At 44.7% G+C, this 20,618-nt stretch carries 18 protein-coding genes; 8 read left to right on the top strand and 10 right to left on the bottom strand.

Translation table 11 applies throughout. From position 1 onward, the window contains the following. Positions 1–325: 325 nt before the first annotated feature. Both adk and hemH read left to right on the top strand, forming a co-directional pair. The gene (adk, locus tag GXP65_RS23495) at positions 326–970 is read left to right on the top strand and encodes an adenylate kinase (RefSeq protein ID WP_005425498.1); all 645 of its coding nucleotides are present in this window, start codon (positions 326–328) and stop codon (positions 968–970) included. Positions 971–1,110: 140 nt separating this feature from the next. Then, a complete protein-coding gene (hemH, locus tag GXP65_RS23490; RefSeq protein WP_005425428.1) occupies positions 1,111–2,076 on the top strand; it encodes a ferrochelatase in 966 nt (321 codons plus the stop codon). Between the two features lie 92 nt (positions 2,077–2,168). Here the strand turns inward: hemH and GXP65_RS23485 are convergent, their stop codons facing one another. Continuing rightward, positions 2,169–3,557, bottom strand: a complete 1,389-nt coding sequence (locus tag GXP65_RS23485) for a peptide MFS transporter (protein ID WP_005425503.1) — start codon at positions 3,555–3,557, stop codon at positions 2,169–2,171. A 333-nt stretch (positions 3,558–3,890) separates the two neighbouring features. Between GXP65_RS23485 and rfaH the strand changes: the two genes are divergently transcribed. Next, positions 3,891–4,391 carry a transcription/translation regulatory transformer protein RfaH gene (rfaH, locus tag GXP65_RS23480; RefSeq protein ID WP_038892128.1) on the top strand — a complete coding sequence of 167 codons (501 nt, stop codon included), beginning with the start codon at positions 3,891–3,893 and terminating at the stop codon, positions 4,389–4,391. Positions 4,392–4,503: 112 nt separating this feature from the next. On the opposite strand, the gene asnB is transcribed toward rfaH, so the two are convergent. The 4 genes from asnB to nagA all read right to left on the bottom strand — a co-directional run bounded on the left by asnB (position 4,504) and on the right by nagA (position 10,422). After that, positions 4,504–6,168, bottom strand: coding sequence for an asparagine synthase B (asnB, locus tag GXP65_RS23475; RefSeq protein WP_005425432.1), 1,665 nt, complete (start codon positions 6,166–6,168; stop codon positions 4,504–4,506). A 229-nt stretch (positions 6,169–6,397) separates the two neighbouring features. After that, positions 6,398–7,987, bottom strand: a complete 1,590-nt coding sequence (locus GXP65_RS23470; protein WP_005425472.1) for a cation:proton antiporter family protein — start codon at positions 7,985–7,987, stop codon at positions 6,398–6,400. A gap of 81 nt (positions 7,988–8,068) precedes the next feature. Next, positions 8,069–9,283, bottom strand: coding sequence for an ROK family protein (locus GXP65_RS23465; RefSeq protein ID WP_005425462.1), 1,215 nt, complete (start codon positions 9,281–9,283; stop codon positions 8,069–8,071). Positions 9,284–9,285: 2 nt separating this feature from the next. Further along, entirely contained in the window at positions 9,286–10,422 is a 1,137-nt protein-coding gene (gene nagA, locus GXP65_RS23460) for an N-acetylglucosamine-6-phosphate deacetylase (protein WP_005425436.1), read from the bottom strand. 489 nt (positions 10,423–10,911) lie between these two features. On the opposite strand from nagA, the gene nagE reads away from it, so the two are divergent. Further along, positions 10,912–12,486 carry an N-acetylglucosamine-specific PTS transporter subunit IIBC gene (gene nagE / locus GXP65_RS23455; RefSeq protein ID WP_162093853.1) on the top strand — a complete coding sequence of 525 codons (1,575 nt, stop codon included), beginning with the start codon at positions 10,912–10,914 and terminating at the stop codon, positions 12,484–12,486. Positions 12,487–12,720: 234 nt separating this feature from the next. Continuing rightward, positions 12,721–14,391 carry a glutamine--tRNA ligase gene (gene glnS / locus GXP65_RS23450; RefSeq protein WP_103413467.1) on the top strand — a complete coding sequence of 557 codons (1,671 nt, stop codon included), beginning with the start codon at positions 12,721–12,723 and terminating at the stop codon, positions 14,389–14,391. Positions 14,392–14,444: 53 nt separating this feature from the next. Here glnS and GXP65_RS23445 read toward each other — a convergent pair whose 3' ends face one another. Next, positions 14,445–15,032, bottom strand: coding sequence for a type II secretion system protein (locus tag GXP65_RS23445; protein ID WP_162093852.1), 588 nt, complete (start codon positions 15,030–15,032; stop codon positions 14,445–14,447). Positions 15,033–15,102: 70 nt separating this feature from the next. Further along, positions 15,103–15,552 (bottom strand): ferric iron uptake transcriptional regulator FcrX, encoded by a 450-nt coding sequence (fcrX, locus tag GXP65_RS23440; protein ID WP_010643296.1) that lies wholly within the window; start codon positions 15,550–15,552, stop codon positions 15,103–15,105. Between the two features lie 199 nt (positions 15,553–15,751). On the opposite strand from fcrX, the gene GXP65_RS23435 reads away from it, so the two are divergent. Beyond that, positions 15,752–16,255, top strand: a complete 504-nt coding sequence (locus tag GXP65_RS23435; protein WP_050906145.1) for a DUF4442 domain-containing protein — start codon at positions 15,752–15,754, stop codon at positions 16,253–16,255. A 57-nt stretch (positions 16,256–16,312) separates the two neighbouring features. On the opposite strand, the gene fldA is transcribed toward GXP65_RS23435, so the two are convergent. The 3 genes from fldA to GXP65_RS23420 form a co-directional block, all read right to left on the bottom strand. Further along, positions 16,313–16,846, bottom strand: coding sequence for a flavodoxin FldA (gene fldA, locus GXP65_RS23430; protein ID WP_010643291.1), 534 nt, complete (start codon positions 16,844–16,846; stop codon positions 16,313–16,315). Between the two features lie 49 nt (positions 16,847–16,895). Then, complete coding sequence (locus GXP65_RS23425) at positions 16,896–17,117, bottom strand: DUF2788 domain-containing protein (protein WP_005446406.1); 222 nt, start codon at positions 17,115–17,117, stop codon at positions 16,896–16,898. A 112-nt stretch (positions 17,118–17,229) separates the two neighbouring features. Then, positions 17,230–17,997 (bottom strand): alpha/beta fold hydrolase, encoded by a 768-nt coding sequence (locus tag GXP65_RS23420; protein ID WP_045377666.1) that lies wholly within the window; start codon positions 17,995–17,997, stop codon positions 17,230–17,232. Between the two features lie 92 nt (positions 17,998–18,089). Between GXP65_RS23420 and seqA the strand changes: the two genes are divergently transcribed. Continuing rightward, positions 18,090–18,632: a replication initiation negative regulator SeqA gene (gene seqA / locus GXP65_RS23415; protein ID WP_005535181.1), complete on the top strand. Its 543-nt coding sequence runs from the start codon at positions 18,090–18,092 to the stop codon at positions 18,630–18,632. A gap of 92 nt (positions 18,633–18,724) precedes the next feature. After that, a complete protein-coding gene (pgm, locus tag GXP65_RS23410) occupies positions 18,725–20,371 on the top strand; it encodes a phosphoglucomutase (alpha-D-glucose-1,6-bisphosphate-dependent) (protein WP_162093851.1) in 1,647 nt (548 codons plus the stop codon). Positions 20,372–20,618: the final 247 nt, after the last annotated feature.

Here is a 20,618-nt window from a genome sequence, read left to right as displayed (position 1 = left end):
CGCTTGTACGGTGGTGTGAGAGGACGGAGGCCGTGAGGCCTCCTCCTACTCGATTAAACGCATAGATTCACACTTTAAGTGTTGAGTTAGTAATCAACAAGACGGGAAAGCTGGCATCGCTAACATTCTTTAGTCTTAATCTGCTCATAGCGCAGTGAACCTGTGTTAGAATCTCAACACTTGAATGTGAGTAATAAGGCGTGTATTTTGGCTCGCCTAAACGTTATACCGAAACTTATCGTTGCCAGTGCTTCGTGGGGTTATTCCTAGAAGTCCAGCTATTGTGAGCTTCGGTATAAATCTTAAATATTAAAGAGGATAAATCATGCGCATCATTCTTCTAGGTGCTCCAGGTGCAGGTAAAGGCACACAAGCAAACTTCATCATGGATAAATACGGTATTCCACAAATCTCTACTGGTGATATGCTTCGTGCTGCTATCAAAGCAGGTACAGAGCTTGGTAAACAAGCTAAAGCTGTTATCGACGCTGGTCAGCTAGTTTCTGATGAAATCATCCTTGGTCTAATCAAAGAGCGTATTGCTCAAGACGATTGCGAAAAAGGTTTCCTACTTGATGGTTTCCCTCGCACTATCCCTCAAGCTGACGGCCTAAAAGAGATGGGCGTTGACGTTGATTACGTAATCGAATTTGACGTAGCTGACGATGTGATTGTAGAGCGTATGGCTGGTCGTCGTGCTCACCTTCCTTCAGGTCGTACTTACCACGTTGTTTACAACCCACCAAAAGTGGAAGGTAAAGATGACGTAACTGGTGAAGATCTTGTTGTTCGTGATGACGACAAAGAAGAAACAGTACGTGCACGTCTAGGTGTTTACCACGAGCAAACAGCGCCACTTATCAACTACTACGGTAAAGAAGCTGAAGCTGGTAACACTAAGTACCTTAAATTCGATGGTACTAAGCAAGTTGCAGAAGTAAGCGCAGATATTGAGAAAGCACTAGCATAATTTGCTAACGGCAAAATTTAATATTTTGATATATTTAAAAGCGACCCTCGGGTCGCTTTTTTATTTTTGCCTGTAAGTACGATGAACCATCTGGTTTGTTCCACCGTACAAAGCAAGCCGATCAACATGAATAGGATGTTATGAAAAACAACAATAATAAACAGGGCGTGTTATTGGTTAACTTGGGTACGCCTGATGAGCCAACTGCACCAGCTGTAAAACGCTTTTTAAGTCAGTTTCTTCATGATCATCGTGTCGTTGATATGACGCGTTGGCTTTGGTGTCCGATTCTTCACGGTGTCATCTTGCCAATTCGCTCGCCGAAAGTCGCCAAGCTGTACCAGTCTGTCTGGATGGAAGAGGGGTCACCTCTGATGGTGTACTCAAAACGACAAGCTCACAAGTTAGCCGTTGCACTCGATATGCCAGTTGAATTGGGTATGACTTACGGTAATCCAAGCTTACAATCTGGTTTTGAAGCGCTGATTGCACAAGGCGTAGAGGAAGTGATTGTCTTGCCTCTTTACCCGCAATACTCGGGTACAACGACGGCCGCAGTCTCAGACGGTATGACGAAGGCATTCAAAAAGATGCCAGTAATGCCTGAGTTCAGCTTTATTCGTGATTACCACAATCATCCCCAATACATCGCGGCACTTGCTCAATCGGTTCGTAACCATTGGGCAGAGCATGGTCAAGGCGATTACCTACTTTGTTCTTACCATGGTATCCCTAAGCGTTATGCAGATAATGGTGATATTTACCCTAAGCATTGTGAAGAGACGACTCGCTTGCTTGGTGAAGCACTGGGTTTGAGTGAAGCGCAAATCGGAATGACATATCAGTCACGTTTTGGTCGTGAAGAATGGCTACAGCCATACACGGATAAGACGCTGGAAGTATTACCAAGCCAAGGTAAGAAGAAACTTAATGTGATTACGCCAGCTTTCTCTGCAGACTGTTTGGAAACATTGGAAGAAATCTCAGAAGAGTGCCGAGAGATTTACCTAGAAGCTGGTGGTGAGAGCTTCAGTTACATCCCGTGCTTGAATGACAATGATGAGCACATCGAGATGATGGTTGAGCTTGTTCGCTCTAAGCTTTAAAGCGAAACCTGTATCTATCTCCAAGGTAGTTTGGGTTGTAGAAAACAAAAAGGGTCGCGATTGCGACCCTTTGTTTTTATTTGAACTTTATATTAAGCAACTTGCGTTTGTTGCTCTTCAATTTGTTCTGCTGTGCTGTGAGTATTTTCAGCACCATGCATCCAACGAACTAGCGTGTTAGAGAACAACAATAGAATCACGCCAGAAATCGTCGCAGTTACCGCAATACCACTGAAGATTGCTAGTGCGCCTAGTTCACCTACGTGAGAGCCAACATAACCTGCAACGTAGTTTGCGATTGCGTTACAGCCGAACCATGCGCCCATCATAAGCGATGCAAGACGTAGCGGAGCTAGTTTAGTTACTAGAGATAGACCAATAGGAGATAGACACAGTTCACCAAGCGTATGGAAGAAGAACGCACCTACTAGCCATAGCATTGATGTTTTAACCGCAGTATCACCACCTTGCTCCATAACAGCACCAACCATACATAAGAAACCCAGTGCTAGGAAGAACATCGCTAGGGCAAATTTCATCGGTGAGTTAGGTTCACGTTTACCCAGTTTCACCCACAAAACGGCTAATACAGGTGCAAGAGTAATAATGAAGAACGGGTTTAGTGATTGGAACCACGCAGCAGGCACTTCGAAGCCACCGATCATACGATCTGTGTATTGCTGCGTGTAGATGTTCATTAGACCGCCAGCTTGTTCAAAGCCTGCCCAGAAAACGATGGTAAACAGGCTCATCACAAGGATAACTTTGATTCGATCCACTTCTTCTTTGGTTAGTGGCTCTTTCTTCGCAGATTTCTTAATTGCTAGGTCACGTTTTGCTGCTGGTACGCGGCCAATGTCACCTAACCAAGATTGCGCCATTGTCATTTGCATCACAAGGCTAACAAGCATACCAATACCGGCAGCAACGAAGCCTGCTTTCCAGCCAAATTCGTTCGTTACAGAGCCCGATACAACACCAGCCAGCAACGCACCTAGGTTGATACCCATGTAAAAGATAGTGAAAGCACCATCACGACGGTTATCGCCTTCATTGTATAGATCACCAACCATTGTAGAGATGTTTGGCTTGAATAGACCGTTACCACAGATAAGTAGAGCAAGACCTAGGTAGAAAGTGTGTAAAGAGCCAAGACCCAGAGCATCTGCTGGCATTGCTAGCGTAAATTGGCCAATAGCCATCAACGCGCCACCAATTAGGATAGAACGGCGTTGACCTAGGTAGTTATCCGCAAGGTAGCCACCAATAAGAGGGGTGATGTAGACAAGTCCAGTATAGATGCCGTAAAGATCTAGAGCATCTTTAGTCGACCAGCCAAGACCGCCGTTCATTGTTGTGTCTGTCAGATAAAGTACTAGAATGGCGCGCATTGCGTAGTAAGAAAAGCGTTCCCATAATTCTGTACCGAACAGAAGGAACAAGCCACGTGGGTGACCAAAGTATTGATGTTGGTTTGACATAAGCTCTTCTAATAGTAGTTATTACATTTTTTAACGAAATCTACGTATACATGGCAATTTCTTGTCTGACAAACAATAAAATTTCATGTGACGATTCATTTGCCTTGTTAAATACCTGTTCAGTGCTGAAATGACGGGGTTTTTGTCGGTGATTTGCTCGTGTTACAAACTTACTTTTCATTTTTGACTATAGACTTATTTTCTTAATGTTCTGAAAAGGTGTAAGTTTTAATCTTAATATTAAGCAGCCAATTAATGGGTTGCTTGAATGTCCATGACTCGTCTTTTGCTTAATGTTAGGATCAAGCAAAAATATAATTGGCTAGTAATAAAATGAAACGTTGGTATTTATTGTATTGTAAGCGAGGAGAGCAAGTTAGGGCGAAGCAGCACCTTGAAAACCAGGGTGTGGAGTGTTTTTACCCTACTGTCGAAGTCGAAAAGATCTTACGTGGTAAACGACAGAAAGTCGAAGAGCCACTGTTCCCTTGCTATGTGTTTGCCCGATTTGACTATGAAGAAGGCCCAAACTTCACATCAGTTCGCTCTACGCGAGGCGTGGTAGACTTTGTTCGCTTTGGTGCACAGCCAAAAGAGATACAGGGTGACCTGGTTTATGAGCTTAAGCAGCTGGATAAATGCATCGACGACCAGACCGATGCTGAGAACATGCCAAAACCTGGTGATCAAGTACGTGTCAAGAGCGGGCAGTTTGCCGGTATTGATGCCATCTTCCAAGAACAAGATGGTGAGAAGCGCTCAATAATGTTGGTTCAGATGATCACCAAGCGTGTGCCTGTCAGCATAGACAACAGCGATTTAGACTTAAAATAGCCTGATTCCATCAAATATAAAAAGAGGTGCGTAAGCACCTCTTTTTGATCGTATCTATTGTGTTTGCTTTAAAAGGGTTGGTGAAGCCAACCCTCTTTGAAACAACGAATAATTAATATGCGTCGTTGTGAACGGTCTGTACTGCACGGCCTGACGGGTCAACACAGTTTTGGAACGACTCATCCCATTCAATCGCTTTCGCTGAAGAACACGCTACTGAAGGGCCACCAGGTACACATTCTGCTGCAGATGGTAGCGGGAACAACTCTTCAAAGATTTCGCGGTATACATAACCTTCTTTGGTTGTTGGTGTGTTGTAAGGGAAGCGGAATTGCGCCGTTTCCATTTGCTGATCCGTTACTTTCTGCTCTGCCACTTCTTTCAAAGTATCGATCCAGCTGTAACCTACACCATCAGAGAACTGCTCTTTCTGACGCCATGCGATTGATTCTGGTAGGTAGTGCTCGAAACACTCACGAAGAATGTGTTTTTCCATCTTACCGTTGCCACACATCTTATCTGCTGGGTTCAAGCGCATTGCAACATCAATAAACTCTTTATCTAGGAAAGGTACACGTCCTTCTACGCCCCATGCTGCTAGTGATTTGTTAGCACGTGCACAGTCAAACATGTTCAGAGCAAGCAACTTACGTACAGTCTCTTCGTGGAACTCTTTTGCGTTTGGCGCTTTGTGGAAGTACAGGTAACCACCAAAGATTTCATCCGCACCTTCACCAGACAGTACCATCTTGATGCCCATTGCTTTGATCTTACGACCCATTAGGAACATTGGTGTTGAAGCGCGGATAGTCGTTACGTCATACGTTTCAATGTGGTAAATCACATCGCGAATCGCGTCCAGACCTTCTTGAATCGTGTAGGTCATCTCGTGGTGAACAGTACCAATCTGGTCTGCAACTTCACGAGCGGCTTTCAAGTCTGGTGCACCTTCTAGGCCCACTGCGAATGAGTGCAGCTGTGGCCACCATGCTTCAGATTTCTCATCGTCTTCAATACGCATCGCTGCAAATCGTTTTGCAACTGCTGAAGTGATAGAAGAATCCAGGCCACCAGAAAGAAGCACACCGTATGGCACGTCAGTCATCAGTTGGCGTTTCACTGCTGCTTCTAGCGCTTCAGTCAATTCTTCTTTGCTTGTACTGTTGCCTTGTACTGCCGCGTACTCGTTCCAGTCGCGGATGTAGTAGCGTTGAGGTTCTGCATCGGCACTGCCGTAGTGACAGCCTGGAGGGAACTCACTCACGGTCTTACACACAGGTACAAGCGCTTTCATTTCTGATGCAACGTAGTAGTTACCGTGCTCATCGTAACCTTGGTAAAGCGGAATGATGCCAATGTGGTCACGGCCAACTAGGTATTCATCTTTATCTTCATCGTAAAGTACGAATGCAAAAATACCGTTTAGTTCTTCAAGAAGGTCAGCGCCCATGTCTTGGTATAGCGCTAGGATAACTTCACAGTCTGAATCGGTTTGGAATTCGTATTTGCCTTCATAGCGAGCACGAATCTCTTTGTGGTTGTAGATTTCACCATTTACCGCAAGGATGAGTTTTTTATCAGGGCTGTATAGTGGCTGGGCACCACTATTTAGACCAACGATCGCTAGACGCTCATGCGCTAGGATTGCGCGTTCTGATGAGTAAATACCAGACCAGTCTGGACCGCGATGACGAAGCTTTTTCGACATCTCAAGGGCGATAGGGCGCAATGCCGCTGCATCGCTCTTAATGTCTAAAATGCCAAATACTGAACACATACAACATCCTTTTTAAACTAAACAATTTTTAATCGGTATAGGTTCAATTTGCCATTCTGAGTAAAAAAAGCAACGTTTGATGATTAAAAAAATGATAAAAAGCCTTGTTGATTAGATAGTATTTAAAAAATGCCTAAATTTGATGAATGAGATCAAGGTTTGGTTTAAAAAATGCACAAAAAAGCCCTCTTGTTAAAAGAGGGCTCTGAAAATATATCCACCTCGATGCTTATTTCATCGGTGTAAATTGAGGTTGAAGTTGATCGCAAACATGACGTGCAAAACCGCTACCAGCCTCACTATAGATGTTAAATGCAGCATCGACTCCTGTCTCTAATAAGCCTTCAAGCTGGTCTGGGTATTCAGCAATCGCTGCAATTTGTCCCTTATAGTTTCGACTTTGCAGTTGCTCCAGTGCGGTTTGGTTACCTTGGTGATGTGGCATTGCAAGAAGCACCATTTTCACGTTAGCAGTGTCCAAAATACGCTCCCAAAAATCTGGGTCAGTCGCATCTCCAGAGATGACATTGCGGCCTTCAGAGCGATGCTTGTGTGCGGCCTCTTCACGGACTTCAACCCCCAGTGAAATCTTGCCATAACGAGCGCGTAGTTCGTCGTAGGCGCCAGTGCCAATTCGTCCCATACCAAGGATCAGTACTTGAGCATGACCAGGATTGATGAGTTGGTCTCGTTGGTTCAGTTTCTCTGCTGCGGTTTCTTGTAGCCATTTACCAGAATGTTGGTAAATCTGATGGCCCAATCGGTTTAGCGGGGCAGAGATAATAAATGAGATAGACACAGCGACAGCAATTGCGGCCAACATGTCGCTCGGCATCCAACCCATCTTGTAAGCCAGACCACCAACAATCAGACCGAACTCACTGTAGTTGAAAAGCGATAGCGACGTCAGCAATGAAGTACGTACTCGGAACTTAAAGTGGTTGATGGTGAGGAAGTAGAGCAGCCCCTTGATAGGCAGTAGCAAGATAAATAGCAGCGCTAAGCCTACGCCGGTAAAGCTCAATGAAGCTGACAAACCAATATTGAGGAAGAAGCAAACGAGGAAGAGCTCTTTCATATTAAAGAGCGATTTTGATAACTCTGATGCTTTACGATGTCCAGCCAATAGCATACCCAATATCAAAGCACCCAAATCTGGCTTCATGCCGACCAGTTCAAATAAGCCGGCTCCGACCACGAGCGCGAAGAAGATACCAAACAGCACCAGCATCTCGCCGTGACCAACTTTGTCTAGCAGCTTGTAGAACAATGGGCGGAGAAACGGCAAGGCAAATAATCCAATGGCGTACCATTCAGGAATCTTACCTGTGGAAGCGGTAAGGAAGACCACAGCAAAAATATCCTGCATAACCAAGATACCAATGGCTAGTGTGCCGTAGGTGGCGTTCATCTCACCTTTCTCTTGCAGCGTTTTAACTGCAAATACGGTACTAGAGAAAGAGAGAGCGAAAGCGAGCAGTAGGATCTGACTGTGATCCATGGTGGTAAGGGATGAAAGCCCAAGCAGCTTCAGCCCAACGAGAACCAACGCAAAGAAAAGAGTCGAGAGAATATTGTGCGCTGTAGCACCGCCCCAAATTTCTTTAGAAAGCAGCGTTTTTACATCCAGCTTTAAACCAATGGTGAAAAGCAGCAAGGTCACACCAAGGTCTGCGAGCGTGACAATGACGTCATTACTTTGGTAGCCAAACGCATGAAGGCCAAAACCTGCAAGTAGGAAACCGACCAAAGGGGGGAGGTTACATTTTAGAGCGATGAAGCCGGCGAGGAACGCCGTTGTAATTAGAATAATTTCCATACTGTTGAGCTATATTCCTGATATACAAAAACGGGCTGTGAAACCACAGCCCGAGATTGTAACTCAATTGGTTGTATAAACTTAGTCTTCTAGTAACTTTTGTAACAAAACTCCGTTCAACATAGCGCGCTTGATCATCGCAAATGCACCCATCGTTGGTTGCTTATCAATGTGAGAGGCAACAATTGGAAGTTCGTTATGGAAAGTCTTCAAAGATTGGTTTTCTACGTTGCGCTGGATTGCTGGGAACACAATTTCTTCCGCGGCAGTAATGTCACCAGCAATGACGATTTTTTGCGGGTTAAACAAGTTAATCGTAATTGCGATAGCTTTACCAAGTTGGTTACCTACGCGAACCAGGCTTTGTTTCGCCAGCTCGTCACCATTCATCGCATGAGTACAAACGTCATCAATGGTGATGTGTTCAAGCTGAGTAAGGCTTGATTCGTAACCTTGTGCAATCAGCTTTTTCACGCGTTGTACGATGGCAGGGTTGGCTGCAACCGTTTCTAGACAGCCAAAGTTACCGCATTGACATTGCTCGCCAAGTGGGTCGATTTGGATGTGACCGATTTCACCGACGTTGCGGTTGAAACCAAGGAATACCTGACCGTTCACGATAATACCTGCACCAGTACCGCGGTGAACACTGACCAGAATCGAATCTTGGCAGTCTTGGCTCGCGCCAAAGTAGTGTTCAGCCAGTGCCATACCACGCACGTCATTACCAACAAAACACGCGGTATTGAACTTTTCACGAATGATTTCGCCTAGAGCGAGGTTATCGATGTCTGTATTCGGCATGTACTCAACAACACCTGTGGTTGGGTTCACCAAACCAGGCAGTGTGATACCGATAGCGATAAGTTGGTCGATCTTGTCTTGGCAACGATTTACGAAGTCTTTCAGTAAATCAATCAATCCAGCAATCAAGTCAGCTTGGTTGCTGTAGTGAAGCTCGTGTTGATCTTGTGCCAATGCTGTGCCGCCTAAGTCGTACAAGCAGAATTGCACGTAGTCACGACCTAATCGAACAGCGATAGAGTGGAAAGGTTTTACTTCAGTGGTCAACGAGATTGCTCGACGACCACCGGTAGAAGCTTGTTGCGCGACTTCTTTAATTAAGCCGCGCTCTAAAAGTTGGCGGGTTATTTTGGTAACACTCGCTGGGGCGAGCTGACTAACATCCGCGACTTGAATACGGGAGATTGGACCTTGTTGGTCAATCAGCCTGTATACCGCAGCGCTGTTAAGCTGTTTTACTAAATCTACATTACCAATCTGTCCGCCATTCATGCTTAATTTTGCTCGTATTGTCCGTTAACAACCGTCGCTTTTACATTGAAGTCACGATCGAAAACAGTAAGGTTTGCTACCATACCTTTTCGAACTCGGCCAAGACGGTCCTCAACACCGATTGCGGTTGCTGGGTACAGTGTAGCCATTCGTAGAGCTTCGTCTAAAGCGATGCCTGCGTGCTCAACTGTATTCTGAACTGCTTCGATCATAGTCAGAGCTGAGCCGCCTAGTGTGCCATTTTCATCAACACACTTACCATCTCGGTAATATACTTTCTTACCGACAAAAATAAAGTGATCAATGTTAGCACCTGCTGGAGCTGTGGCATCCGTCACCAAAACAAGCTTTTCGCCCTTGATTTTATGAGCAATTCGAATGTTTGCGTAATCAACGTGGAAACCGTCTGCAATGATACCTGCATAAACTTCTGGGGTGTCGTAAATCGCACCAACCACACCTGGTTCACGACCAACCATTGGCGTCATCGCATTGAATAGGTGAGTGGCAAATGTGATACCTGCTTCGAAGCCTTGACGTGCTTCTGCGTATGTTGCGTTGGTGTGACCGATAGAAACCACGATGCCAGCCGCTTTCAAACGAGAGATATGCTCAGGGTCATTTTGTTCTGGTGCTAGCGTTACTTTTGCAATGATGTCTGCGTTTGCGCAAATCAGGTCAATCATGCCGTCGTCAGAAGGGCGGATGAAGTCAACGCTGTGAATACCTTTTTTCGCTACGTTTAGGTACGGACCTTCAAGATGCAAACCTAGCGATTGGTTTTGGTATTTGTTGTGGTACTCACGAGCTGCAGCAATCGAAGCGCGCATGTCTTCGTCTGAAGATGTGATGAGAGTAGGTAGGAAGCTTGTACAACCAGATTTAAGGTTTGCTTCATGCATGATTTGCATTGTTTCTGGTGTGATTTCGTCGTTAAGCATCACACCGCCACAGCCGTTTAGCTGTAGGTCGATAAAACCAGGGCTTAGGTTAGCACCGTCCAGATCTTTTACTTCAATACCTTCTGGTAGTTGAGTCACTGGCACAACTGATTGAATCTGGTCATTGTCGATGATGACAGCATGATCGGTAAGAACATCACTACCGGTATAGATTTTACAGTTACTTAGCGCGTACATAGTCAGCTAGTCCTTATAGATGAGAATTCATTTTCTGTTCCGTTATCTAACTGGCGACTCCATGAGTCGGGCTGGTACTTAGTTTGTATCACTGAATTAGATAACGAGTCACATACAGCAAGTCGCGTTTTATCGATGTCATTATCAGAGTAACTAACTGAAAAATAATAAATGAATTAGTTTTTATGATTGTTTTCCAGAGCAAAGTTACTGCGAATCATCTGTAGAGATACCAAAATAACACTGATTCTGTCTTGCATAAAGTCCGAGAATCTTATCTCTAAAACGCCATTTTTTCGTATAATAAAATAAGTTTTATGATCTCGCTAGCAAAAACCTTCTGAATGACCAATTTCTGGTGATTATGATCACAAACAATGAGGTTTTAATTTGCGGAGCAAAATTAATATCATAAACTGGTAGCGACTAAATTGAACGACTGAAATAAGTCATTCAACAAAACATAAAATCCTATAGGGGGAACTTAAGGTGAATATTCTTGGATACGCGCAGAAGTTAGGTAAAGCTCTTATGCTTCCTATCGCAACGCTTCCAGTTGCAGCGCTTTTACTACGTTTGGGTCAGCCTGACCTATTAGACATCGCGTTTATGGCATCGGCTGGTAACGCAATCTTTAGTCAACTACCACTGCTATTCGGTCTAGGTATCGCGATCGGTCTTTCTAAAGACGGCCAAGGTGCTGCTGGTCTAGCTGGTGCAGTTGCTTACTTCGTACTTACTGCAACAGCAGCAACAATCGATGCAAGCGTTAACATGTCATTCTTCGGCGGTATCATTGCAGGTATCATCGCTGGTCACTCTTACAACGCTTTCCATGCTACTCGTCTTCCTGAGTGGTTGGCATTCTTCTCTGGCAAACGTCTAGTACCAATCATGGCGGGTCTATTCTCGCTAGTAGCTGGTGCAATTGCTGGTGTTGTATGGCCAACAATCCAAGGCGGTCTTGACGCACTAGCACACGCAGTTTCTACTTCTGGTGCTATTGGTCAATTCGTATACGGTACTCTTAACCGTGCACTTATCCCTGTAGGTCTACACCACGTACTAAACTCGTACTTCTGGTTCGGTATGGGTACGTGTCAAGAAGTTCTAGTTTCTGGCGCAACTGCTGCTGGTCAAGCACTTCCTGCACTACAACAGCTTTGTGTTGACCCAGCTCTAGCTAAGACTCTTGTTGCTGGTCAAACTCACACATTCGAATTCGCTAACTCTGTAACTCCAGAAATCACAGCAACAGTTAAAGAAGTAACTGAAACTCTGAAATCTGGTGACCTACACCGCTTCTTCGGCGGCGACAAGAGCGCTGGTGTATTCATGAACGGTTTCTTCCCTGTAATGATGTTCGGTCTACCAGGTGCGGCACTTGCAATGTACCTAGCAGCACCAGTAGAGAAACGTAGCCAAGTTGGTGGCGCACTATTCTCAGTAGCATTCTGTTCATTCCTAACAGGTATCACTGAGCCTCTAGAGTTCATGTTCGTATTCCTAGCTCCTGCTCTATACGCAATCCACGCGGTATTTACAGGTCTGTCTCTAGTAATCGCAAACATGCTTGGCACGCTACACGGCTTTGGTTTCTCTGCAGGTCTAATCGACTTCGTACTGAACTACGGTCTAGCAACTAAGCCACTAGTACTGTTCGCAGTAGGTCTAGGCTTCGGTGCTCTATACTTCTTCACATTCAGCTTCGCAATCCGCGCTTTCAATCTGAAATCGCCAGGTCGTGAAGACGACGATAACGAAGCAGCAGCTGCTCCAGCTGGTGATGCACCAAAAGGTGACCTAGCTCGTCAATACCTGAAAGCGCTAGGTGGTCACGATAACCTAACTTCAATCGACGCGTGTATCACTCGTCTACGTCTAACGCTTAAAGACCGCTCTGTTGCTGACGAAGCAGTACTTAAGAAACTAGGCGCGAAAGGTGTGGTTAAGCTTGGCGAAAACAACCTTCAAGTTATCCTTGGTCCTCTTGCAGAAATCGTTGCTGGTGAAATGAAAGCAATCGGTGCAGGTGAAGACCTATCAGATGTAAAACTGCCTTAATTACATCTTAATGACTCTCTATAAAGACCTCCTTCGGGAGGTCTTTTTTTGTTTGTGCAGATTTAATATGCTGTGCTTTCAAGCGAAGAAGAGAAATATTGCCGTTTTAACGACGGTTCTTGTTGTCTAATCGCTAAGAATTGTGGATCATTAGGAACAATGCACTCTGTAAACCGAGTACGGTTACGGAGTACTGTTTTCTCTGACAATACTAATATTTTTGAGGTGCTATAGATGAGTGAAGCTGATGCTCGTCCATCAAACTTTATTCGCCAGATCATTGATAAAGATCTAGCGGATGGTAAACACACTAGCGTGCATACTCGATTCCCGCCGGAGCCGAATGGCTACCTGCACATCGGTCATGCTAAGTCTATCTGTTTGAACTTCGGTATTGCTCAGGACTACCAGGGCCAATGTAACTTACGTTTCGACGATACAAACCCTGAAAAAGAAGACATCGAATACGTTGAGTCTATCAAGAAAGATGTAAACTGGTTGGGCTTCGAGTGGGATGGTGAAGTATGTTACTCATCAAACTACTTCGACAAGCTTTACGAATATGCAATTGAATTGATTAATAAAGGCTTAGCGTACGTTGATGAGCTAAGTCCTGAGCAGATTCGTGAATACCGCGGTACGCTAACGGCTCCGGGTAAACCAAGCCCATACCGTGATCGCCCAATCGAAGAAAACCTAGCGCTATTTGAAAAAATGCGTGCGGGTGAGTTCGAAGAAGGTAAAGCGTGTCTTCGTGCGAAGATCGACATGGGTTCTTCATTCATGGTTATGCGTGACCCAGTTATCTACCGTGTACGTTTCGCGACTCACCACCAGACTGGTGATAAGTGGTGCATTTACCCAATGTACGACTTCACACACTGTATCTCTGATGCGCTAGAAGGCATTACGCACTCTATCTGTACTCTAGAGTTCATGGATAACCGTCGTCTGTACGACTGGGTTCTAGATAACATCACTATTGATTGTCGTCCACACCAGTACGAATTCAGCCGCCTAAATCTTGAATACACAGTGATGTCTAAGCGTAAGCTAAACCAACTAGTAACTGAGAAATTGGTTGATGGTTGGGATGACCCACGTATGCCTACCGTATCTGGTCTGCGTCGTCGTGGCTTCACATCTGCATCTATTCGTGAGTTCTGTAAGCGTATCGGCGTAACGAAGCAAGAGAACATGATTGAGTTCGGTTCACTAGAATCTTGTATTCGTGATGATCTAAACGAAAATGCACCGCGTGCGATGGCTGTTCTAGATCCTGTTAAGATTGTTATCGAGAACTTTGAAGAAGGTTCGGTAGAGACGCTAACGGTTGCTAACCATCCAAACAAACCTGAAATGGGTGAGCGTGAAGTGCCATTCACTCGTGAAGTTTGGATCGAGCGCGAAGACTTCCGTGAAGAAGCAAACAAGAAATACAAGCGTCTTGTTCTAGGTAAAGAAGTACGTCTACGTGGCGCGTACGTGATTAAGGCTGAACGTATCGAGAAAGACGCGGAAGGTAACATCACGACAATCTTCTGTACTTACGATGCTGACACGCTAGGTAAGAACCCAGCAGATGGCCGTAAAGTGAAAGGCGTAATTCACTGGGTTTCAGCAGACAAAGCTCTGCCTGCAGAAATTCGTCTGTACGATCGTTTGTTCACAGTACCAAACCCAGCGGCTGCAGATGACTTTGCTGCGACAATCAACCCAGAATCACTAGTGATTCTAAACGGTTTTGTTGAGCCAAGCCTAGCAGCATCAGAAGCTGAAAAAGGTTACCAATTTGAGCGTATGGGTTACTTCTGTGCAGATTCAAAAGACTCTTCAGCGGATAACCTAGTATTCAACCGTACGGTTGGTCTACGTGATACTTGGGCGAAAATCGAGAACCAATAATCTCAATACCTCGCTAACAAAAATGCCAGCATCATTGCTGGCATTTTTTATGGTTATTCTAATCGTGTCGGTTTGGATGTTGTGACGCTACCGGTTTTTGAATCGTACCATATGACGTAGGTCGAACTCTCAGGATCTCGTTCGTAGCCTTTCTTGGTATACGTGTAATAGCAAACAGATTGATGAGAGTTTTTGTCTTGGACCCGACGAGTAATAAAGTCAAACCGATCGTCAGCGTTGCGATTATTTGATAGGGAATATTCGTCACCAAGTAGGGCTTGCCATACGGCAATACAACCCGAATTCCCTTGCCCTATGTTGTAGGGGTTACCAATCACTCCATTTCGGTTGCCTTTGTTTGTTCCTAAAGGGTAGCCAAACTCATTGACATCCAACTCTCCACCACCGTAACCTTCTAAGTCTTGCTGAGCTTCAGGTGTACCGCCATTTACCAACCATTGGCTTTGTGTGAAACGAACCGCTGTTTCGAATTGATCTGCAATTGCTTCCATTTTTGCTTCATAGGCATCATCTTGGATATTTAAGAATCTTGGTGCCGCGACAACGGCAAGAATACCGAGAATGACAATCGCAATAATCAGTTCGAGTAAGGTAAAGCCACAAGAATTCCTTTTCTTCATCGCTTGTCTCCATAAAAAAACGCCAGCCGAGGCTGACGTTTAAGTCTTTCTTAACAAAAAGCGTTACTTTTTATTTTGCTGGCTTGTGAGCGTCAGGGTTTGTCTTACATGAACCGTCGCTACATTTACCGTATAGGTACAAGCTGTGGTTAGTAAGCGTAACATTGTACTTAGCCGCAATTTCTTTTTGACGTTCTTCGATCACGTCGTCTGAAAACTCAATCACTTCACCACAATCTAGACACACAAGGTGGTCGTGGTGATGCTGAGTTGACAGTTCAAATACTGATTTACCGCCTTCGAAATGGTGACGAGTAACAATACCAGCATCATCGAATTGGTTTAGTACACGATAAACGGTTGCTAGTCCGATCTCTTCACCTAGATCAATTAGCTTTTTGTACAAATCTTCAGCACTGATGTGCTGGCAGTCTGGCTGCTGAAGTACTTCTAGAATTTTTAGCCTTGGAAGGGTTACTTTTAGACCCGCATCCTTCAGCGCCTGATTATTGTCTGACATATACTTTCCCGTTGGATCATCTGCAGCGATTTAACAGAATATAATATTCCTATCATTATAGGCGAAGCGTACTGAACATTAAACCACGAACTTCAAAGGGTTAATAGATTCTTTTTGTAAATTGGAAACAGGTCGATTATATTACAGATCAGACCAGTTAAATATTGATAACATTGGAACGCAACGACTACGGACAGTTATGAATAAGCGACTTGCTAAGATATATAAACCAGGAATTGTGAAGTTTTCGCTGAATGTTTGGCCGCCATTCTGGGGGGCTGGTATTAAAATCTTACATATTTCTGAAGACTTTCGAACGGTGAAAGTTCGTTTGAAACTGCGCTGGTGGAATAAAAACGCCAATCGAACTCAGTATGGAGGAAGTATTTTCTCTCTCACTGACCCAATTTACTCTTTGATGTTGATGGGCATTCTTCGCGAGGAATACTACGTCTGGGATAAAGAGGCGAGTATCAACTTCATTAAGCCCGGACAGAGTGATTTGTTTGCGGAGTTTGAGGTGACAGATGGCATGCTAGATGAAATCTATCAAATGACTCGTAATGGTGAGAAGTGCTTCCCTGAATTCATTACTCACGTAAAAGACAGAGAGGGTAATGTTGTTTCGGAAGTGCAGCGCAAATTGTACGTGAGGAAGAAACCTCAGTACCGAGAAGAAGAAATTGCGACAGAAATCTCTTAGTACCTGTTTAGATACAAAAAGACCTCCACGAAGGAGGTCTTTTTTATGAATGCTTACTTAGCCTTCAAGCTCAGCTAGGCACATCTCTTCGTAGACTTGCTTAACCCAGTTTTCTACGCGCTCGTCAGTCAGTTCTGGTTGACGGTCTTCGTCGATACACAGACCAACGAATTGGCTGTCGTCACCTTCTACTAGAGCTTTAGATGCTTCGAACTCGTAACTTTCAGTCGAAGTGTGGCCTAGGATAGTACCGCCTTTCGCTTCAACGATGTCACGTACTGTGCCCATTGCGTCACAGAAGTACTCTGCGTAATCTTCTTGGTCACCACAACCGAAAATAGCAACTAGCTTCGTAGAGAAATCGATTTGCTCAAGTTCTGGGAAGAAATCATCCCAATCACATTGTGCTTCACCGTAGTACCAAGTCGGGATACCTAGAAGTAGAAGATCAAAGTTATCAATGTCTTCTTTGCTGCTTTTTGCGATGTCTTGAACGTGAACTAGTTGTTTACCTAGTTGCTTTTGAATCATCTTTGCAACGGCTTCAGTATTACCTGTGTCGCTACCGAAGAAGATACCTACACTTGCCATAGAGTCTATACCTTTACATTGTTTGTTACTGGCGATGGGGGAGCAGAGCTTAACCTAGCCCTGTACCTTCCCAACTGAGCTGAATCAGACCTTTGGCGATGAAACCAGCACAGCCAAGGAAAAGAACCAACCACACAATACGACGACCAAAAACAGGTACATTGCCTTGCTTTAGTACATCTTTTATCGCCATCCCAATGAAGAAGAAGATAGCAGCAAAAAGAAGATCGAGCCCGATCGACTCGAGCATGTCCATATAGTCGTATAGCATTGTCGTCCTTCATGCCAAAAATTCTTGGGCGCACTATACCACTGTTAAACGGTAAAGTTAATGCACTACGAGAAGGGTTATTTCAATAATCTGGCGTTGTTTTTCGAATTTGTTAACTCGAAATATATTTCCTGATCACACGCATAACTTCTGCCGGTTTCTCGGCATGTAACCAGTGTCCGGTGTTGGCAATAATGTGTGCTTTTGCGTTGTTAAACTGGCGTTTAACCGCAGGTTGATGCTCAGGCATCAGATAGTCGGAATCACCGCCTTTAACAAACAACGTAGGAATGTCGGTTGGTGCAATTTCTTGCCAGCCAATGATGTCGTCGTAGTTGTTGAGCAAACTTGCAACGTTAAAGCGCCAGTCCATTTGGTCACCATTTTTGTACAGCGATTTCGACAGGAATTGTCTAACGCCATCGATTTCAATATGTTGAGCAAGAATATCCATCGTTTGCTGGCGATTGGCCGGTTTTTCTTTGATTACCGCTTGCAGGCCGTTAAACACGTTATCGTGACGGTTTGTTTGGTAAGACACTGGCGCCATATCGAGTACGACTAGTCGTTTAACAAACTCTGGCGCAACATCCGCCAATTTCATCGCAACTTTTCCGCCCATTGAGTGACCGATGACAAGTGCTGGCTCGATATTCAAATAACGAAGTAAATCAGCAACATCTTGCGCCATTACTTCATAGTTGTGTGTTTCTGAATGGAAAGAAAGGCCATGATTTCGTAGATCAATGCTGATCACACAGTGATCTTGAACGAGGTCGCGAGCCAGTAAACCTAGATTACTGAAACTGCCAAACAATCCATGAATCAAAACAACCGTTTGGCCGTGCCCTTCCTGCTTATAGTTGAGTAATGCTGACATTTTATCTTATTCGTGATGGGTTTAACGTGGAGTATCCGCGAGGATCTCGTTATAATCCCCCAGAGTTTAAACATTGAGAATGTGAAAAGCGAATGAAAACAATTGAGGTTGATGAGGATCTATACCGTTACATTGCGGGTCAAACCAAGCATATCGGTGAAAGTGCCTCGGATATTTTACGACGCCTTTTGAACCTTGATGGCCAGTTGCAGGAAGCAGTTGTTGCACCTGTAGTAGAACAGCCACAAGGGATTGTAGTAAGTAAAGATGCTGGCAAAGCAGAATCAGTAGATACCGTAAAAGAGATGCGCTCTCTACTTATCTCTGACGAGTTTGCTGGTCTTAAGAAAGCGATTGATCGCTTCATGTTGGTACTATCAACCTTACACAAACTGAATCCAGAGAGTTTCTCTCAAGCAACAAAAGTGAAAGGGCGCAAACGCGTTTACTTTGCTGATAACGAAGAGACTCTGCTAGCAAATGGTAACACTACCAAACCTAAAGCAATTCCTGGCACGCCATTTTGGGTAATCACCAACAACAACACCAGTCGTAAGCGACAGATGGTGGAGCAGGTGATGGCTCACATGGAATTCCAGCCTGACTTAATTGAGAAAGTAACAGGTTCAATCTAAGAAACCTGATAGAAGCCTCATAATGTGTAGCGTTTAGCGGATATTATGAGGCTTTTTTGATTTTATTTGTTTTTAAAGAAAGGATGTCAAACATGGCTATGCACCCTCGTGCTGGGCAAAAAGCGCAGCAGGAAGATCTTCACAATATCCCAGCACTCGTTGCTAACTACTTCTTACTTCAACCAGACGCAGCAAACGCAGAACATAAGGTTCAATTTGGTACTTCTGGCCACCGCGGTACTGCAGACAAGCACACTTTTAACGAAAACCACATTTTAGCGATCGCTCAAGCGGTAGCAGAAGTTCGTGCTGAGCAAGGTACGACAGGTCCATTGTTTGTTGGTAAAGACACGCACGCACTATCAGAGCCAGCATTTTCAAGTGTGATTGAAGTATTGATTGCAAATGGCGTGAAAGTGATTGTTCAACAAGACAACGGCTACACACCAACACCGGGTATTTCACACGCGATTCTGACTCACAACATCAAGCATGATGACAAAGCCGACGGTATCGTAATTACCCCATCGCATAACCCACCGCAAGACGGCGGCATCAAATACAACCCGACTCACGGTGGTCCAGCAGAGGCTGAACTGACTCAAGCAATCGAAGATCGTGCAAACGCGCTGATTGCTGAAGGTTTGCAAGGTGTTAAACGCCTACCACTAGCAGAAGCGAAAGCATCGGATCTGTTTGTAGAGATGGATTTGGTGAAGCCATACATCGATGACCTAGTGACTGTTATCGATATGGAAGCCATCCAAAAAGCAAACCTGAAGATTGGTGTAGATCCATTGGGTGGCAGTGGCATTGATTACTGGCGTCAAATTGGTCAGGCATACGACCTAGACCTAACGCTAGTAAGTGAAGCGATTGATCCTTCTTTCCAATTCATGTCTCTAGATAAAGACGGCGTTGTACGTATGGACTGTTCTTCTCCTTACGCAATGGCGGGTCTATTGGCGTTGAAAGATGAATACGACTTAGCCTTTGGTAACGACCCTGACTACGATCGCCACGGTATCGTTACGCCGAAAGGTCTGATGAACCCGAACCACTTCTTAGCGGTTTGTATCGATTACCTATACCGTCACCGTGAAGCGTGGGGTAAAGACGTAGCTGTTGGTAAAACGCTAGTTTCAAGTGCTTTGATTGACCGTGTTGTAGCGGATTTAGGTCGTGAGCTATGTGAAGTACCAGTCGGCTTTAAATGGTTTGTTGATGGTCTGTACACTGGTAAGTTTGGCTTCGGCGGCGAAGAAAGTGCAGGTGCGTCTTTCCTTCGTAAAGATGGTACGCCTTGGTCAACAGACAAGGACGGCATCCTGCTATGTCTTCTAGCAGCAGAGATCACTGCGGTAACGGGTAAGAACCCTCAAGATTACTATGAAGAGCTAGCAGCGAAGCACGGTGAATCTAAGTACAACCGCATTCAAGCTGTAGCTAATGGCCCACAAAAAGACGTACTGAAGAAGTTGTCACCAGAAATGGTAGCGGCTGAAACTCTGGCTGGTGATGCAATTACAGCTCGTCTAACGCACGCACCAGGTAATGGCGCTGCAATTGGTGGCCTTAAAGTAACGACAGCGAATGGTTGGTTTGCAGCTCGTCCATCAGGTACCGAAGACATCTACAAAATCTACTGTGAAAGCTTCAAAGGTGAAGAGCACCTAAAACAAATCGAAGCTGAAGCACAAGAAATCGTTAATCAAGTGTTTGCAGCCGCTGGTTTGTAATTCTAAAGATTAAGATTTTGAAAGGGTCGACATTGCGTCGGCCCTTTTTGTTTGTGAGAGGGAACGTTGCGCTTGGAGAGTCGGGAGCGCTTCGCTCTAGGAATCGAGAGGTGCTCATTGAGAGTATAGTGAAAAGGTATTTTGATTAAGAAGGTGTTGACGGAACTTGTTCCTAGAAAAGCAAAATAAAATCGTTTCCCGTTTCCCGTTTCCCGTTTCCCGTTTCCCGTTTCCCGTTTCCCGTTTC

The sequence above is a fragment of the Vibrio sp. LB10LO1 genome, from assembly GCF_010092875.1.
GTDB classification, from domain to species: domain Bacteria; phylum Pseudomonadota; class Gammaproteobacteria; order Enterobacterales; family Vibrionaceae; genus Vibrio; species Vibrio campbellii.
Note: the sequence above shows the minus strand (reverse complement) of the source record. Positions and strands in the feature narration are given on the sequence as shown.

What these genes read in the sequence shown, in the direction of transcription:
- adk (WP_005425498.1), top strand. Translation starts at nt 326, where the DNA reads ATGCGCATCATTCTTCTAGGTGCTCCAGGTGCAGGTAAAGGCACACAA.
- hemH (WP_005425428.1), top strand. Translation starts at nt 1,111, where the DNA reads ATGAAAAACAACAATAATAAACAGGGCGTGTTATTGGTTAACTTGGGT.
- GXP65_RS23485 (WP_005425503.1), bottom strand. Translation starts at nt 3,557, where the DNA reads ATGTCAAACCAACATCAATACTTTGGTCACCCACGTGGCTTGTTCCTT.
- rfaH (WP_038892128.1), top strand. Translation starts at nt 3,891, where the DNA reads ATGAAACGTTGGTATTTATTGTATTGTAAGCGAGGAGAGCAAGTTAGG.
- asnB (WP_005425432.1), bottom strand. Translation starts at nt 6,168, where the DNA reads ATGTGTTCAGTATTTGGCATTTTAGACATTAAGAGCGATGCAGCGGCA.
- GXP65_RS23470 (WP_005425472.1), bottom strand. Translation starts at nt 7,987, where the DNA reads ATGGAAATTATTCTAATTACAACGGCGTTCCTCGCCGGCTTCATCGCT.
- GXP65_RS23465 (WP_005425462.1), bottom strand. Translation starts at nt 9,283, where the DNA reads ATGAATGGCGGACAGATTGGTAATGTAGATTTAGTAAAACAGCTTAAC.
- nagA (WP_005425436.1), bottom strand. Translation starts at nt 10,422, where the DNA reads ATGTACGCGCTAAGTAACTGTAAAATCTATACCGGTAGTGATGTTCTT.
- glnS (WP_103413467.1), top strand. Translation starts at nt 12,721, where the DNA reads ATGAGTGAAGCTGATGCTCGTCCATCAAACTTTATTCGCCAGATCATT.
- GXP65_RS23445 (WP_162093852.1), bottom strand. Translation starts at nt 15,032, where the DNA reads ATGAAGAAAAGGAATTCTTGTGGCTTTACCTTACTCGAACTGATTATT.
- fcrX (WP_010643296.1), bottom strand. Translation starts at nt 15,552, where the DNA reads ATGTCAGACAATAATCAGGCGCTGAAGGATGCGGGTCTAAAAGTAACC.
- GXP65_RS23435 (WP_050906145.1), top strand. Translation starts at nt 15,752, where the DNA reads ATGAATAAGCGACTTGCTAAGATATATAAACCAGGAATTGTGAAGTTT.
- fldA (WP_010643291.1), bottom strand. Translation starts at nt 16,846, where the DNA reads ATGGCAAGTGTAGGTATCTTCTTCGGTAGCGACACAGGTAATACTGAA.
- GXP65_RS23425 (WP_005446406.1), bottom strand. Translation starts at nt 17,117, where the DNA reads ATGCTATACGACTATATGGACATGCTCGAGTCGATCGGGCTCGATCTT.
- GXP65_RS23420 (WP_045377666.1), bottom strand. Translation starts at nt 17,997, where the DNA reads ATGTCAGCATTACTCAACTATAAGCAGGAAGGGCACGGCCAAACGGTT.
- seqA (WP_005535181.1), top strand. Translation starts at nt 18,090, where the DNA reads ATGAAAACAATTGAGGTTGATGAGGATCTATACCGTTACATTGCGGGT.
- pgm (WP_162093851.1), top strand. Translation starts at nt 18,725, where the DNA reads ATGGCTATGCACCCTCGTGCTGGGCAAAAAGCGCAGCAGGAAGATCTT.